Origin of the sequence: Microbacterium sp. CH1 (assembly GCF_001595495.1) — a bacterium.
In the GTDB taxonomy this organism is placed as follows: Bacteria; Actinomycetota; Actinomycetes; order Actinomycetales; family Microbacteriaceae; genus Microbacterium.
Window position 1 is genome coordinate 863373 of sequence record NZ_LOSO01000011.1, and the last position, 14863, is coordinate 878235.

Sequence of the window (14863 nt, forward strand, 5' to 3'; positions counted from 1 at the left end):
CATGCATCACGAGACATCGGGTCCCCCGGGGACACCACCGCTTCTGCTCCTGCACGGCGGCGGGGTCGCCGGGTGGATGTGGGGGCCGCTGCGCGGACACCTCGATCCCGCGCGCCGGGTCATCGTCCCGGACCTCCCCGGTCACGGCCGCAGCGCGAGCGTCGACTACGCATCGCACGGGGAGACGGTGACGGGGCTCATCCCCCTGCTGGAGCGGGAGACCGGACCGGCCACCGTCGTCGGCTTCTCCCTCGGCGCGCAGCTCGCCGTCCTGCTGGCCGCACGACGCCCGGACCTCGTCGCCGACGCCGTCGTCATCAGCGCTCAGGCGGAGCCGATCCGGGCCGTCGGGCCCACTCTGGCGCTGCTCCGCCTCACCGCCGGACTCGCCAGGAACGAGCGCTTCGCCCGTCTGCAGGCACGAGAGCTGTTCATCCCGGAAGAACTGCTTCCCCGCTACCTGGAGACCTCCGCCGCCCTCTCACGCACGACGCTGCTGCACGCGGTCGAGGAGAACCTGCGTTTCACACCGCCGCCCGCGTGGCGTGCGCATCCCGGTTCGGCGCTGGTGCTCGTCGGCGCAGAGGAGAAGCCGCTCATGCGCCGCTCCGCCGCGCTGTTGAACCGCGTGCACCCGCGCAGCACACTCGAGGTCGTCGAGGGGTGCGGTCACGGCATCCCCCTGCAACGGCCGGCGGAACTCGCCGCGCGCCTGCAGGAGCGCCTGCCCGGGTGAACCGGGGTCCGCTCAGCCGTCGCAGGTGCCCTTCTCCTGCAGCGACTCGTCCGTGACGATCGCGCCGTTCACGTCGATGTCGATCACGGCCTCGTCCTCGACGATCTCGAGCCCCGTCAGCGTGAGCCCGGCCGGGAGCTGGTCGGCGATGCAGACGCGCCGCGGCTCCGTGATCCCTGCGCCCAGGGAGCCGAGCGACGAGCCCACGCGGTCGAGATCGATGTCCACGCCCCCGATGCTCGCCGCCACCGGCGTGAGTTCGAGGTCCCCCTCGGCGGCGCCGGGGGTGAACGTGACGGACACCGGGACCGGCGTGCCGAGCACCGCGAACGAGCCGCCGAGCGTCGCGTTCGGCGCGGCGAACTCGACCGTGTCGACGGGCAGGTCGGTGTCCGAGAGCAGAGCGGTGAACTGGTCCTGGTCGATGCGGATGGTGCCGTCGGCGCCATCGAGGTCGCCGCCGCGCAGCGGGACGCCCGTCGCGGTGACGTCGGCCGCCCCCGTGATGCCCTGCAGCGTCACGGCGTCGGTCGACAGGCGCAGGGTGTCGAGGCGGCCGGCGAGCAGCTGCGGCAACAGGATCCCCTCGGTCTCGACATCGAGCTGCTGGTCGGCGGGCAGATCGAGCTGCTCGATGACGATCGAACGCACGACGCCGGGCAGTATCGCACGGGCGACGAGCTCGGCCGCGACCACGAGGGCCGCGACCACCACCACGACGATGAGGACGACCCAGGGCCACCGGCGCCGCCGCGGCGGTGCGCCCTTCCGCTCGCGACCGTCCGCCGGGTCGGGGACCACGAGCGTCGGGTGCTCGTCCGAGGGCTTCGGGTACGGGAGGGTCGGGTTGTCGTCGCTCATGGCGCTCCCTACATGCGCTCGGGCGCGGAGACGCCGAGCAGGTCGAGCCCGTTGCGGAAGACCTGGCCGGCGGCGTCGTTCAGCCACAGGCGCGTGCGGTGCACGTCCTCGACCGGGGCGTCGCTCAGGGGGATCACCCGGCAGTTGTCGTACCAGCGGTGGTACAGCCCGGCGAGCTCCTCCAGGTAGCGCGCGACGCGGTGCGGCTCACGCACCTCGGCGGCGAACGCGACGATGCGCGGGAACTCCTGCAGCGCGCCCAGCAGCGCCGCCTCGGTCTCGTGCGTGAGCGTCTCCGGGGAGAAGACCGAGCGGTCGATGCCGGAGTCGGCGGCGTTGCGCGCGACGTTGTGGGTGCGGGCGTGTGCGTACTGCACGTAGAACACCGGGTTGTCGTTCGTGCGCTTCTGCAGGAGCTCCGGGTCGAGGTCGAGCGGCGAGTCGGCGGGCGAGCGCTCCAGCGAGTACCGCAGCGCGTCCGTGCCGAGCCAGTCGAGCAGGTCGTCCATCTCGATGATGTTGCCGGCGCGCTTGCTGAGGCGGGCTCCGTTGATCGAGACCATCTGGCCGATGAGCACCTGGATGTTCTTCGCGGGGTCGTCGCCCGCCGCTCCCGCGACCGCCTTGAGACGGTGCACGTAGCCATGGTGGTCGGCGCCGAGCAGGTAGATCTTGTCGCGGAAGCCGCGGTCGCCCTTGTTCAGGTAGTAGGCGGCGTCGGCGGCGAAGTACGTGTACTCGCCGTTCGAGCGGCGGATGACGCGGTCCTTGTCGTCGCCGAAGTCGGTGGTGCGCACCCAGACGGCGCCGTCCTCGTCGAACACGTGGCCCTGCTCGCGCAGACGGTCGACGGCCTGGTCGATCAGGCTGGAACCCGAAGCATCCTTCGCGTGGAGGGTGCGCTCGGAGAACCACACATCGAACGGCACGTTGAAGCGCTCGAGGGAGTGCTTGATCTCGGCGAGCTGGTACTCGTAGCCGAGCTCGCGGGCGACGGCGAGCTGCTCCTCCTCCGGGAGGTCGAGCAGGTCGGGGCGGGCCTCGAGAACGCGGCCGGCCAGCGTCGCGATGTACTCCCCCGGGTAGCCGCCCTCCGGCGTGGGCTCCCCCTTCGCCGCAGCCAGCACGGACGCGGCGAAGCGGTCCATCTGCACGCCCGCGTCGTTGATGTAGTACTCGCGCACCGCACGGGCGCCGCTCGCGAGGAGCAGGCGGACGATCGCGTCGCCGAGGGCCGCCCAGCGGGTGTGCGCGATGTGCAGCGGTCCGGTGGGGTTGGCCGAGACGAACTCGACGTTGACGCTGACGCCCTCCTGTGAGGAGTTCGTCCCGTAGGCGGGACCGGCGTCGACGATGACCTTCGCGAGCGCACCGGCGGCCGCCGCGTCGAGGCGGATGTTGAGGAAGCCGGGACCCGCCACCTCCACACTCGCGATGCCGTCCACATCGGCCAGTCCGTCGGCGATCTGCTGAGCGAGTTCCCGCGGGTTCGTGCCGAAGGTCTTGGCCAGGCGCATGGCGATGTTCGAGGCCCAGTCGCCGTGATCGCGGTTGCGCGGGCGCTCCAGCACGATGTCGGCGGCGGAGAGGTCGAACGGCTCGCCCGGACGTCGTTCCTCGGCGATGAGGGCGAGGACGGCGAGGAGGGCGTGGGCGAGCGTTTCAGGATTCATAGATCCCCCAGTTTACGGGGGTGCGCGGGCCCGTTCCGTCGCCCCGTGTCCTGCGGAGTTTGCGATCCGTCCTCGGTGATCTACTCTCACACCATGAACGCCCCCGCCGCTCCTCGTCTACTGCGCATCGCGGGCATCGCCGCGGCCCTCCTCGTCGCCGTCGCCGCGGGCGTTCTCGGGGTCTGGCGGCCCTGGGTTCCGGCGCCGTCATCCCTCCCCGTCGGTGCCGCCGCCGGAGACGAGTCCATCGCGGTGATCGCCCCCGCACCGCTCGTGCTCCCCGACGAGCCGACCGTCCTCGTGTTCGGCGATTCCTGGACCTACGGCTCGGCCGCCTCCGACCCCACGCTCGGCTACGCGTACGTGCTCGCCGACCTCCTGCACGGCACGACCATCGTGGACGGCGTCCGGGGCAGCGGCTACCTCAAGCCCGGCATCGACGGCCCCGCCTTCGGCGACCGCATCGCGGCACTGGACCCGACTCTCGATCCGGATCTCGTCATCATCCAGGGCTCCATCAACGACCGGGCGCAGGGCGTGGCCGGCTACCGCGAGGCCGTGACCGCCGCGTGGGACGCGCTGACGGCTCTCTACCCGGAGGCCGCGATCGTCGTGCTCGGCCCCGCGCCGCACGAGCTTCCGGTCGGCGCGCAGACGGCACGGATCGACCGGGATCTCGCGGCTCTCGCCTCGGCCCGCGGCTGGTGGTACATCTCCCCGATCGAGCGGGACTGGATCACCGAGGACAACTATCTCGCCGTCATCGACGTGGAGGTCGGGCGCAAGCATCCGTCCACCGACGGCCACCGCTACCTCGCCGAGAAGCTCGCCGCAGCGCTCGACGAACTGCGCGCCGCGCCGGTCACGGAGGCCGGTGGGTCGGAGACCACCCCCGACGAGTGATATTGTCGATCGGTACGCCTCCGTAGCTCAGTGGATAGAGCGCCGGTTTCCGGTACCGTAGGTCGCAGGTTCGACTCCTGTCGGGGGCACGTACAGCAAGAGGGATCGTCCAGACGGACGGTCCCTCTTCTCGTGCAACCGGGAGCCCGTCCACGTCCCGCAGCCGAGCCGGGTAGCCTGGATCCGTGCCCTCCCTCCACATCGCCGGTTCGACGCGCGCTCCGCGCCGTCTGTCGTCCGCGACGCCGATGACGCAGTGGATGCGCGTGGTCCTGCACCCCGGCACGAACGGGTGGACGAGCGTCTGGGGCACCCTCTCGCACGGCGAGATCGCGGGCTGCCCGCCGCCACAGGGATAGGCCGCGCCCGGACGGGTGCGGCGCCATCGCGTCACCCATCCAACTGCCGTGAGGTACCCCTGTGTCTTCTTCGTCGTCCCCTGCCCGTTTCCGTCTCGCGCCGCATGAGCTGTGGCGCGGCATCCGCTCCACCGCCCGGAGCGACGTGCTCGGCGGCGGTCTGCTGCTGACCGCCACGCTCGCCGCCCTGATCCTCGCCAACTCCCCCGCCGCCCCCTGGTACGAGGCCGTCAGGGACTTCCGTTTCGGGATCCCGGAGTGGCACCTCGAGCTCAGCGTGGGCGCCTGGGCCGCCGACGGCCTGCTCGCCGTGTTCTTCTTCGTCGTCGGGCTGGAGCTGAAGGAGGAGTTCGTCGCCGGGCGGCTGCGCGATCCGCGCCGTGCCGCGCTTCCGATCGCCGCCGCGGTCGGGGGCGTCATCGTCCCCGCCCTGTTCTTCGTCGCGATCAACGCGACCTCCGGCGCCGAGGTCCTCCGCGGATGGGCGATCCCCACGGCCACGGACATCGCGTTCGCGATCGCGGTGCTCGCCGTCGTGGGCCGCTTCCTGCCGCCGGCACTGCGGGTGTTCCTGCTCACGCTCGCGATCATCGACGACCTGATCGCCATCACGATCATCGCCACCTTCTACACCGAGACCATCAGCTTCCCCTGGCTGATCCTCGCGCTCCTCCCCCTCGCGGGCTTCGCGCTCGCCGTGCAGAACGGCATCCGTTCCTGGTGGATCCTGCTCCCTCTCGCCCTCGCCGTGTGGGCGTTCGTGCATGCATCCGGGGTGCACGCGACGGTCGCGGGGGTGCTGCTCGGCTTCCTGGTCCCGGTGCGTCCGACGGCCCGCGCGCGGGTGCGGACCGGGACGGACGCGGACGGCGCCCCGGTCTACGACGGTCTCGCCGCGCACTTCGCGGATCGCTGGGGCATCGTGGCGACCCTCGTCGCCGTGCCGGTCTTCGCGTTCTTCGCGGCCGGGGTCGAGATCGGCGGCGTGGACGGCCTGGTCTCGGCGCTGACCGACCCCATCACCATCGGGATCATCGCGGGGCTGGTGCTCGGGAAGCCCGTCGGCATCCTGCTCACGACGTTCCTGCTGAGTCGCGTACCGGCCCTGCGCCTCGACGAGACGCTGCGCTGGCCGGATCTCGCCGGCATGTCCCTGCTCGCGGGCATCGGCTTCACGGTCTCGCTGCTGGTGGGTGAGCTCGCGTACGGCAGCAGCAGCGTCGCGGACGACCACGTGAAGATCGGCGTCCTCGTCGGCTCGCTCCTCGCCGCGGTCCTCGGCGGACTCGTGCTCGCCACCCGCAGCCGTCGGGCTCGCCGGGGATCATCCTCCGCTCCGACGAATCTGTCAACCACCTGAGTCTCCCTTCCGGTTCCTCCTACCGTCGGCGCATCCGCCGCGCACGGGGCGCCGCAGAAGTGGAGTTTTCGATGTCGACCGATACCAGACGCGCCGACGCGCGTCGCGCTGCGCTGATGAGCTCGTCACGCGTCGAGCAGAAGGGCAACATCGTCGTCACCTGGATCACCTCCACGGACCACAAGACGATCGGGTATATGTACCTCATCGCCTCGGTGATGTTCTTCCTCCTCGGCGGTGTGATGGCGCTGGTGATCCGTGCCGAGCTGTTCGCTCCGGGGATGCAGATCGTCCCGACCAAGGAGCAGTACAACCAGCTGTTCACGATGCACGGCACGATCATGCTGCTGATGTTCGCGACGCCGCTGTTCGCGGGCTTCGCGAATGCGATCATGCCGCTGCAGATCGGTGCTCCGGACGTCGCCTTCCCGCGTCTGAACGCCTTCTCGTTCTGGCTGTTCCTGTTCGGGTCGACCATCGCGGTCGCCGGCTTCCTCACGCCCCAGGGCTCCGCGTCGTTCGGGTGGACCGCCTACCAACCGCTGGCGAGCGCGACCTTCACACCCGGCGTCGGCGGCAATCTCTGGATGGTGGGCCTGGGCATCTCCGGCTTCGGCACGATCCTCGGCGCGGTGAACTTCATCACGACGATCATCACGATGCGTGCCCCGGGCATGACGATGTGGCGCGTGCCGATCTTCACCTGGAACACCCTGATCACGAGCTTGCTCGTGCTCCTGGCGTTCCCCGTGCTCGCGGCCGCTCTGTTCGCCGCGGCGGCGGACCGGATCCTCGGTGCGCACATCTTCGATCCGCAGAACGGCGGCGTGCTTCTCTGGCAGCACCTCTTCTGGTTCTTCGGCCACCCCGAGGTGTACGTGATCGCGCTGCCGTTCTTCGGCATCGTCTCCGAGGTGTTCCCGGTGTTCAGCCGGAAGCCGATCTTCGGCTACAAGACCCTGGTGTATGCGACGATCGCGATCGCCGCATACTCGGTGGCCGTGTGGGCGCACCACATGTACGTCACCGGCTCCGTGCTCCTGCCGTTCTTCGCGCTCCTCACCATGTTCATCGCCGTGCCGACGGGTGTGAAGATCTTCAACTGGATCGGCACGATGTGGCGAGGGTCGGTCACCTTCGAGACACCCATGGTCTTCGCCCTGGGGTTCCTGGTCACGTTCGTCTTCGGTGGTCTCACCGGTGTGATCCTGGCCTCGCCCCCGCTCGACTTCCCGCTCCACGACAGCTACTTCGTCGTGGCGCACTTCCACTACGTGGTGTTCGGTACGGTCGTGTTCGCGATGTTCGCCGGCTTCTACTTCTGGTGGCCGAAGTGGACGGGTCGCATGCTGAACGAGCGCCTCGGCTACGTGCACTTCTGGATGCTGTTCATCGGCTTCCACATGACCTTCCTCATCCACCACTGGCTGGGCGTCGAAGGGATGCCGCGGCGCTATGCCGACTACGCGGACCAGGACCAGTTCACCTGGCAGAACCAGGTCTCCACGATCGGGGCGATCATCCTCGGCGCCTCGATGCTGCCGTTCTTCCTCAACGTCTGGATCACGGCCCGTAAAGCACCCCGGGTGCTGGTCAACGACCCCTGGGGGTACGGCTCCTCGCTCGAATGGGCGACCTCGTGCCCGCCGCCGCGGCACAACTTCACGTCGATCCCGCGCATCCGCAGCGAGCGCCCGGCGTTCGACCTGAACCATCAGGGAGTGACCGAGGAACCGGTCGCACCGCCGCCGGAGGATCAGCGACGACGGCGGACTGCCCCGTCCTAGACAAGATCGAGGGTTCCCGGTCGTCGCGCCGCGCGGCGGTCCGCAGGAACGCGCGCCCCCGCTGCTGAGCGCGTCGGTCAGGTGAGGACCGGGGCGTCCTCGGCGCGGCGAGCAGCCCCGAGGGCGACGTCGACCAGCCGGCCCCGCCGCGCCAGATCCGCTCGTTGGCGGTCCGCGCCCGTCCCCCGCTCCAGGACGGCCGCGAGCCCGGACTCGACTCGACCGAGGTCTCCGGCAGCGACGAGTGCGGGGCGCACGTGGTCGAGCAGCGCTCGCGCGGCCTCCGCAGCGGAGCAGGGGCGCCCGGTGATCGGGTGGACGAGCTCGCCGCGGACGCCGCTCATCGCCGCCCGCCATCCGGCGAGCCGGAGCAGACGCTCGTCCGTGCTCTGCGCGGGCACACCCCTGCGCCACTCCTCGGCAGCCGTCTCCACGAGCGCACGGCCCAGGGCGGCGAGCGTGACCGCGTCGTCCTGCTCTCGGCAGATGTCGGCGATGCGGATCTCGAGTGTCGGCTGATGCCGGGAGAGCCGGGCGTCGAAGTAGAGCATCCCGGCGTCCAGCAGCGTCCCGGTCGCCAGGGTCTCGCGCTCGTGTTCACGGTACCGCGCGACCGAACCGAAGACGGGATTGGGACCGGCGCAGGGCCAGCGGCTCCAGACGTCGCTGCGATAGCTCGCGTACCCGGTGTCCACGCCGTCCCAGAACGGGGAGTTGCTGCTGAAGGCGAGAAGGATCGGGAGCCACTCGCGCAGGCGATCGAGAGCGCCCACGCCCTCCGCCTCGGAGGCTATCGACACATGCACATGGAAGCCGCACGTGAGAGTCCGTCGCGCCGTCACTCCGTAGCGTCGCGTCATCTCCCGGTACCGCGGCGCCGCCGAGTGGTGCGGCACCACCGGCAGCGGCGACGTCGCCAGCGGTACCGCTCGCGTCCCCCACGCCCGCGCGCTCTCGTCCGCTCGGCGGCGTCCCTCGTCCACGCCTCGCGCGAGCTCGTCGAGAGTGCGGCATACCGGGCCGACCACCTCCAGCATCTCCTGCTGCAGCTCCGCCTCCAGGGCGGGCGCCTCTGCGTGGGTGGCACCGCCAAGGATCCGCGGCGCGGCCGCGACCGGGGCACCGGTCTCCGCATGGACCAGCAGCAGTTCCTCTTCGACACCGATCGTTCTCATAGGGGCATTGAGCCGGGGCCTCGCGAAGGGAAACAGGCTCTTGACAATTCACGCCTGCGGGTCATGCCGCGCCTCCGCCCACGGCCGGGCGTCGAGCACAGCGCCGCGGGAAGCGCAAGGGTCGGGACCGCCTCCCCTCCCCCGGCTACACAGGGCACATGGACCAGAACCGCGCACCGATCCTCGAGGCCATGAACGAGTACCACGAACTGAACCGCTACGGCTACACCCCGCCCGGGCATCGCCAAGGCCGCGGGGTCGATCCGCGCGTCCTCGAGGTGCTGGGCGCGGATGTGTTCCGCAACGACCTGCTCGCGTCGGCGGGACTGGACGATCGGTCCTCGACGAACGGATACCTCTCGGATGCGGAGAACCTCATGGCCGACGCCGTCGGCGCCGACCACGCCTTCTTCTCCACCTGCGGCAGCTCGCTGTCCGTCAAGGCGACCATCCTCGCCGTCACCCGCGGGGAAGGCGAGATCCTCATCGGCAGAGACGCCCGCAAGTCCGTCACCGCAGGCCTCGTCCTCTCCGGCCTTCAGCCGCGATGGATCTCCCCCACCTGGGATCCGGAGCTTCACATCGCCCACCCGCCGTCACCGGACGCGGTCGAGAAGATGTGGCAGCGGTACCCCGACGCCTCCGCCGCACTCATCACCAGCCCGACCCCGTACGGCACGTGTGCGGACATCGCGGCCATCGCCGAGGTCTGCCACAAGCGCGGCAAGCCGCTCATCATCGACGAGGCGTGGGGCGCGCACCTGCCCTTCCACGACGACCTGCCGACCTGGGCCATGGACGCCGGGGCGGATGTCTGCGTGGTCAGCGTGCACAAGATGGGCATGGGCCTGGAGCAGGGCTCGATCTACCATCTGCAGGGCGACCTGGTCGACCCCGTCCGCCTGCAGCAGTGCGCCGATGTCCTGGCGACCACGAGCGCCAATGTCCTGCTCTACGCGGCCATGGACGGCTGGCGGCGGCAGATGGTGCAGCACGGCCGGGAGATGATCGGGAGGACCCTCGAGCTCGTCGATGACGCGCGCACGCGGATCGACCGCCTCCCCGGGCTGCACGTCCTCGGCGACGAGCTGGTGCGCGCCGAGGCGTCGCACGACTTCGACCCGATGCACATCCTCATCGATGTCAGCGGTCTCGGCATCAGCGGCTATCAGGCCGCGGACTGGCTGCGCGCGGAAACCCGTCTGGACGTCGGGCTGAACGACCCCACCCGCATCGAGGCGACGTTCTCCCTCGCCGACCGGCCGGAGTCGGCCGACCTGCTGATCGCCGCCCTGACGGCGCTCGGGCAGGCCGCGGATGGCCTGCCCGCGGCTCCGCCCGTACATCGGCCCGCGCCGGGCGATCTCGAGCTGGAGACGGTGATGCGCCCGCGCGACGCGTTCTTCGGTCCCGTCGAGGTGGTGCCGGCCGTCGAGGCGGTCGGACGCATCGCCGCCGAGCAGATAACGCCCTACCCGCCAGGGGTGCCGGCGGTCCTCCCCGGCGAGCGCATCGAGGAGGCAGTGGTCGATTACCTGCGCTCGGGCGCGGAGGCCGGGATGGTGATCCCCGACGCTGCGGATCCGTCGGTCGAGACCATCCGCGTCGTGCGGTCCTGATCCCCTACGCCTCCCTCGCTCATCCGTCAATGCCCTGAGTCATCCTCGAGGCGGTCCCTAGCGTCGGTCACCCCACGCAGAGAAGGAGCACCCGATGAAGGCGATGACCTACCGCGGACCGTACAAGATCCGCGTCGAGGAGAAACCCGATCCGACGATCCAGCACCCCAACGACGCGATCGTGCGGGTCACGAGAGCAGCCGTGTGCGGGTCGGATCTCCATCTCTTCCACGGCATGATGCCCGACACCCGCATCGGGCACACCTTCGGTCATGAGATCGTCGGGGTGGTCGAGGAGGTCGGCTCCTCCGTGGAGACGCTTCGTCCGGGCGACCGGGTGATGGTGCCGTTCAACATCTACTGCGGCTCGTGCTACTTCTGCCGCCGCGGCCTCTTCTCGAACTGCCACAACGTGAACCCCAATGCGACCGCGGTCGGGGGGATCTACGGCTACTCGCACACGACAGGCGGGTACGACGGCGGGCAGGCGGAGCGCGTGCGCGTGCCGTTCGCCGATGTCGGCCCGTCGGTGATCCCGGAGTGGCTCACCTCCGAAGACGCGCTGCTGCTCACGGACGCGTTCTCCACCGGCTACTTCGGCGCGCAGCAGGCCGACATCGCCGAAGGGGACACGGTGGTCGTGTTCGGCGCCGGGCCCGTCGGCCTGGCCGCCGCCCGCTCGGCCTGGTTCCTCGGCGCCGGACGGGTCATCGTCGTCGACCACCTCGACTACCGGCTCGAGAAGGCACGGGACTTCGCCTTCGCCGAGACGATGCACCTCCACGAAGCCGGTGACATCGTGCTCGCGCTGAAGAAGGCGACCGGCTACCTCGGCGCGGACGTCGTGATCGACGCGGTCGGCGCGGAGGCGGACGGCAGTGTCGTCCAGCACGTGACCGCGGCCAAGCTCAAGCTGCAGGGCGGCTCCCCCGTCGCGGTGAACTGGGCCATCGACAGCGTGCGCAAGGGCGGCACCGTGTCGATCCTCGGCGCGTACGGTCCGCTGGTGACCTCGGTGCGCCTAGGCGACATCATCAACAAGGGGCTCACGGTGCGCGGCAACCAGGCTCCCGTGAAGAGGCAGTGGCCGCGGCTGCTCGAACACATCCAGGCGGGGCACATCCGTCCGTCCGAGCTGCTGACGCACCGCTTCCCCCTGGAGCACATCGCGGAGGCCTACCACGTGTTCTCGTCCAAGCTCGACGACTGCATCAAGCCGCTCATCGTCGTCGGAGAGGAATGACCATGCCGTACGAAGGATCTCGACCCATCCCCGCACCGACCCCCGAGGAGCTGCGTGCCCGGATCCCGGGCTGGGGCGCCGACCTCGCCCCCGAGCACCGCCGCACCTGGCAGCAGCTGGAGGATGTCGGCGACACCGGCGCGCATTGGGACCTCCCCGAGCGTCAGGGCCCCGACCGCGGCCGCGAGCGCTCGATCGAGCACGGGATGCTGCCTCCCGTCTGGGGCACCGCCCAGCCGCTGCACGGCCTGTCCGGCGCCATCCGGCGCGTGGCCTACGACCGGTTCAGCGAGACGAAGAACACCCGCTGGATGCTGCTCGTGCTGGGCGACCGCGTCGATGCCGTGACCGCGCACGCCCGCTCCCTGCTCACCCGGCGGCCGGACGACCCCATCACGCAGACCGGCGTCCTCGCGGAACCGCAGCATCGTCCGCTCGCGTCGCGGTTCGGACGCGGCCGCATCGATCTCCGGCACACCTGGCTCGACCCGATCATCGTCGTGGGGCCCTGGGTGCTGACGGCGGTCCTGAGCGTCCGCGCTCTCCGCCGCCTCGGCCGTCGGCGCTGAGCCGGGACCGAGACGGCGGCGTGGTGGCGCTCAGCGCTGCAGGATGTCCGCGGTGACGACCTCCGGACGGAGATCGAGCCGCCGCAGCAACTGCGCATTGAGCGCCACCACGATCGTCGACAGCGACATGAGCACCGCGCCGACCGACATCGGCAGCACGAAGCCGATCGGGGCGAGCACACCCGCCGCGAGCGGGACGGAGAGCAGGTTGTACCCGGCCGCCCACCAGAGGTTCTGCGTCATCTTCCGGTACGAGGCGCGGGAGAGCTCGATCACCGACAGCACCGCACGCGGGTCGTCTCCGGCGAGGATGACCCCGGCGGAGGCGATCGCCACGTCGGTGCCGGCGCCGATCGCCAGGCCGACGTCGGCCTGAGCGAGCGCGGGCGCGTCGTTCACGCCGTCGCCCACCATCGCGACCCTGCGGCCCTCGTGCTGCAGCTCCTGCACCTTCGCGGCCTTGTCCTCCGGCCGGACGCCCGCGAACACGCGGTCGATGCCGAGGTCGGCCGCGACGGTGTGCGCGACGGCCTCCGCGTCGCCGGTGATCATCACGACCTGGACACCGAGCGCGTGCAGGGCGTCGACCGCGTCCCGCGACTCCGGGCGCACCTCGTCCGCGAGCTTGAGCGCCCCGATGACGCGGCCGTCCCGCAGCACATGCAGGATGATCGCGCCGTCCGCACGCCAGCCCTCCGCAGCGGGGAGCTCGTGGGCCCCCTCTTCCGTGAGCAGGTGCGGGCCGCCGACGCGGATCACCGCACCGTCCACCGTCGCGGTCACCCCCACCGCCGGCGAGGACGAGAAGTCGCGGCTCGCCGGCACGCGGAGTTCCTTGTCGCGCGCGGCGCGGACGATGGCCTTCGCCAGCGGATGCTCGCTGTCGGCCTCGGCGGCCGCGGCGAGCGCCAGCACCTCCTCCGCGGTCTCCGCGCCGGCCACCGACACCGCGGACACGACGGGCTCACCCTTGGTCAGCGTGCCGGTCTTGTCGAACAGCACGGTGTCGACCGTGCGCATGCTCTCCAGGGCCAGCCGATCCTTCACGAGCACCCCGCCACGGGCCGCGCGCTCGGTCGCGATCGAGACGACGAGGGGGATGGCCAGGCCCAACGCGTGCGGGCAGGCGATCACGAGGACGGTGATCGTGCGGATGACGGCGTCGTCCGGCAGGCCGACCGCGCTCCACACCACCGCGGTGATCGCGGCAGCACCGAGCGCGAACCAGAACAGCCAGCCGGCTGCCGTGTCGGCCAGACGCTGTGCGCGGGACGAGGAGTTCTGCGCCTCCGTCACGAGCCGCTGGATCCCCGCGAGCGTCGTGTCGTCTCCGGTCGCCGTGATCTCCACGCGCAGCCCCGAGTCGGTGGCGACGGTCCCCGCGGTCACCGCGTCGCCGGTCGCCCGGGTGACGGTGCGGGACTCCCCGGTCACCATGGATTCGTCCATCGAGGCGCGGCCGTCGACGATCCGCCCGTCGGCGGGGATGCTCCCGCCGGGGCGCACCACCACGACATCGCCCACGCGGAGGTCCGACGGGGAGACCCGCACGACCTGATCGCCCTCCACACGCTCCGCCTCGTCCGGCAGCAGCGCGGCCAGCGAGTCGAGGGCGGAGGTGGTCTGCGCCAGCGAGCGCATCTCGATCCAGTGCCCGAGCAGCATGATCACGATGAGGAGAGCGAGCTCCCACCAGAAGTCGAGCTCATGATGCAGCAGGCCGAGGCTCGCTCCCCACGACGCGACGAACGCCACCGTGATCGCGAGCCCGATGAGCAGCATCATGCCGGGCTGCCGGGCACGGATCTCGCTGACGGCGCCGGTGAGGAACGGCTTTCCTCCCCACACGTACATGACCGTCCCGAGGACCGGCGACACCCAGACCAGACCCGGGATGTCGGGAAGCGGGTAGCCCACGATCATCGCGAACATGCCCGAGAGCAGCACGGTGGGCACGGCGAGGACGAGCATGATCCAGAACAGCCGCCGGAACTGGGCGACGTGGTCGCCGTGACCGCCATGGCCGCCGTGACCGCCGTGTCCCGCGTGACCGCCGTGTCCGGCGTGCTCCGCGTGTCCGGCGTGCTCCGCGTGTCCGGCGTGCTCCGTGTGTCCGGTGTGGTCCGTGTGGTCTCCGTGCGCGGCGTGCTCCGCGTGTCCGGTGTGGTCCACGGGCGTCCCGGTCCCCGTTCCCGTGGGGTGACCGTGCGCGGAATGGTCGTGATGCGAGGTGCTCATGTCTTCCCTCCAACGTCGATGATGCCGTGCGGGGCCGGATCTGTCGCGGCCCCGCACGGGTGGGGGCTCAGGCCGCCCTGGTGTACTTCGCGGGATCGGCGTCGAACGCCGGCCCGCAGCCCGCGCAGCAGAAGTAGTAGCGCGTGCCCTCGTGGTCGCGGTACAGCCCCGCGGCCTCGGCCGTGGCGATCACCACCGGTGTTCCGGCCATCACCGGGCATTCGGCCATGCCCTCGGCCGGCACGGCGAGCAGATCGGTGCGTCCTTCGGCGGAGACGCCGCTCTGGCGCGGGACGCTGCAGCAGGATCCTGCGGGGGAATCGGACATGTCGGTACTCCT

The 14863-nt window shown here is 70.7% G+C and carries 13 protein-coding genes and 1 tRNA gene; 9 read left to right on the forward strand and 5 right to left on the reverse strand.

Annotated elements, in window-relative coordinates; translation table 11 throughout:
- The first annotated feature begins 1 nt into the window (after position 1).
- The gene (locus AUV07_RS07575; protein ID WP_062635014.1) at positions 2–736 is read left to right on the forward strand and encodes an alpha/beta fold hydrolase; all 735 of its coding nucleotides are present in this window, start codon (positions 2–4) and stop codon (positions 734–736) included.
- A 12-nt stretch (positions 737–748) separates the two neighbouring features.
- Here AUV07_RS07575 and AUV07_RS07580 read toward each other — a convergent pair whose 3' ends face one another.
- A complete protein-coding gene (locus AUV07_RS07580) occupies positions 749–1597 on the reverse strand; it encodes an LmeA family phospholipid-binding protein (protein WP_062635016.1) in 849 nt (282 codons plus the stop codon).
- 8 nt (positions 1598–1605) lie between these two features.
- Positions 1606–3270 carry an arginine--tRNA ligase gene (argS, locus tag AUV07_RS07585; protein ID WP_062635018.1) on the reverse strand — a complete coding sequence of 555 codons (1665 nt, stop codon included), beginning with the start codon at positions 3268–3270 and terminating at the stop codon, positions 1606–1608.
- A 93-nt stretch (positions 3271–3363) separates the two neighbouring features.
- Here argS and AUV07_RS07590 point away from each other — a divergent pair, with 93 nt between their 5' ends.
- From AUV07_RS07590 to ctaD, 5 genes are all read left to right on the forward strand, one after another.
- Positions 3364–4173 (forward strand): SGNH/GDSL hydrolase family protein, encoded by an 810-nt coding sequence (locus AUV07_RS07590; RefSeq protein ID WP_062635252.1) that lies wholly within the window; start codon positions 3364–3366, stop codon positions 4171–4173.
- Between the two features lie 16 nt (positions 4174–4189).
- Positions 4190–4262: transfer RNA gene (locus tag AUV07_RS07595), tRNA-Arg, on the forward strand.
- A gap of 96 nt (positions 4263–4358) precedes the next feature.
- Positions 4359–4532: a hypothetical protein gene (locus tag AUV07_RS17775; RefSeq protein WP_197462122.1), complete on the forward strand. Its 174-nt coding sequence runs from the start codon at positions 4359–4361 to the stop codon at positions 4530–4532.
- A 61-nt stretch (positions 4533–4593) separates the two neighbouring features.
- Entirely contained in the window at positions 4594–5892 is a 1299-nt protein-coding gene (nhaA, locus tag AUV07_RS07600; RefSeq protein ID WP_062635019.1) for a Na+/H+ antiporter NhaA, read from the forward strand.
- 116 nt (positions 5893–6008) lie between these two features.
- Positions 6009–7679 carry an aa3-type cytochrome oxidase subunit I gene (gene ctaD / locus AUV07_RS07605; protein ID WP_231868214.1) on the forward strand — a complete coding sequence of 557 codons (1671 nt, stop codon included), beginning with the start codon at positions 6009–6011 and terminating at the stop codon, positions 7677–7679.
- A 77-nt stretch (positions 7680–7756) separates the two neighbouring features.
- Here the strand turns inward: ctaD and AUV07_RS07610 are convergent, their stop codons facing one another.
- The gene (locus AUV07_RS07610) at positions 7757–8854 is read right to left on the reverse strand and encodes a carboxylate-amine ligase (RefSeq protein WP_062635023.1); all 1098 of its coding nucleotides are present in this window, start codon (positions 8852–8854) and stop codon (positions 7757–7759) included.
- Positions 8855–9012: 158 nt separating this feature from the next.
- Between AUV07_RS07610 and AUV07_RS18095 the strand changes: the two genes are divergently transcribed.
- The 3 genes from AUV07_RS18095 to AUV07_RS07625 all read left to right on the forward strand — a co-directional run bounded on the left by AUV07_RS18095 (position 9013) and on the right by AUV07_RS07625 (position 12285).
- Positions 9013–10473: an aminotransferase class I/II-fold pyridoxal phosphate-dependent enzyme gene (locus tag AUV07_RS18095; protein WP_062635025.1), complete on the forward strand. Its 1461-nt coding sequence runs from the start codon at positions 9013–9015 to the stop codon at positions 10471–10473.
- Between the two features lie 94 nt (positions 10474–10567).
- On the forward strand, positions 10568–11716 hold the full coding sequence (locus tag AUV07_RS07620; protein WP_062635027.1) for a zinc-dependent alcohol dehydrogenase: 1149 nt from the start codon (positions 10568–10570) through the stop codon (positions 11714–11716).
- Positions 11717–11718: 2 nt separating this feature from the next.
- Positions 11719–12285, forward strand: coding sequence for a hypothetical protein (locus AUV07_RS07625; protein WP_062635028.1), 567 nt, complete (start codon positions 11719–11721; stop codon positions 12283–12285).
- 30 nt (positions 12286–12315) lie between these two features.
- Here AUV07_RS07625 and AUV07_RS07630 read toward each other — a convergent pair whose 3' ends face one another.
- Both AUV07_RS07630 and AUV07_RS07635 read right to left on the reverse strand, forming a co-directional pair.
- Positions 12316–14523 (reverse strand): heavy metal translocating P-type ATPase, encoded by a 2208-nt coding sequence (locus AUV07_RS07630; RefSeq protein WP_062635029.1) that lies wholly within the window; start codon positions 14521–14523, stop codon positions 12316–12318.
- Positions 14524–14590: 67 nt separating this feature from the next.
- Positions 14591–14851, reverse strand: coding sequence for a YHS domain-containing protein (locus tag AUV07_RS07635; RefSeq protein ID WP_025103119.1), 261 nt, complete (start codon positions 14849–14851; stop codon positions 14591–14593).
- Between the last annotated feature and the right edge of the window lie 12 nt (positions 14852–14863).

Bases quoted from the DNA above. Each gene is read 5' to 3' on its own strand.
- AUV07_RS18095 (WP_062635025.1), top strand. From the start codon at position 9,013: ATGGACCAGAACCGCGCACCGATCCTCGAGGCCATGAACGAGTACCAC.
- AUV07_RS07635 (WP_025103119.1), bottom strand. From the start codon at position 14,851: ATGTCCGATTCCCCCGCAGGATCCTGCTGCAGCGTCCCGCGCCAGAGC.
- ctaD (WP_231868214.1), top strand. From the start codon at position 6,009: ATGAGCTCGTCACGCGTCGAGCAGAAGGGCAACATCGTCGTCACCTGG.
- argS (WP_062635018.1), bottom strand. From the start codon at position 3,270: ATGAATCCTGAAACGCTCGCCCACGCCCTCCTCGCCGTCCTCGCCCTC.
- AUV07_RS07575 (WP_062635014.1), top strand. From the start codon at position 2: ATGCATCACGAGACATCGGGTCCCCCGGGGACACCACCGCTTCTGCTC.
- AUV07_RS07580 (WP_062635016.1), bottom strand. From the start codon at position 1,597: ATGAGCGACGACAACCCGACCCTCCCGTACCCGAAGCCCTCGGACGAG.
- AUV07_RS07620 (WP_062635027.1), top strand. From the start codon at position 10,568: ATGAAGGCGATGACCTACCGCGGACCGTACAAGATCCGCGTCGAGGAG.
- AUV07_RS07590 (WP_062635252.1), top strand. From the start codon at position 3,364: ATGAACGCCCCCGCCGCTCCTCGTCTACTGCGCATCGCGGGCATCGCC.
- AUV07_RS07610 (WP_062635023.1), bottom strand. From the start codon at position 8,854: ATGAGAACGATCGGTGTCGAAGAGGAACTGCTGCTGGTCCATGCGGAG.
- AUV07_RS07625 (WP_062635028.1), top strand. From the start codon at position 11,719: ATGCCGTACGAAGGATCTCGACCCATCCCCGCACCGACCCCCGAGGAG.
- AUV07_RS07630 (WP_062635029.1), bottom strand. From the start codon at position 14,523: ATGAGCACCTCGCATCACGACCATTCCGCGCACGGTCACCCCACGGGA.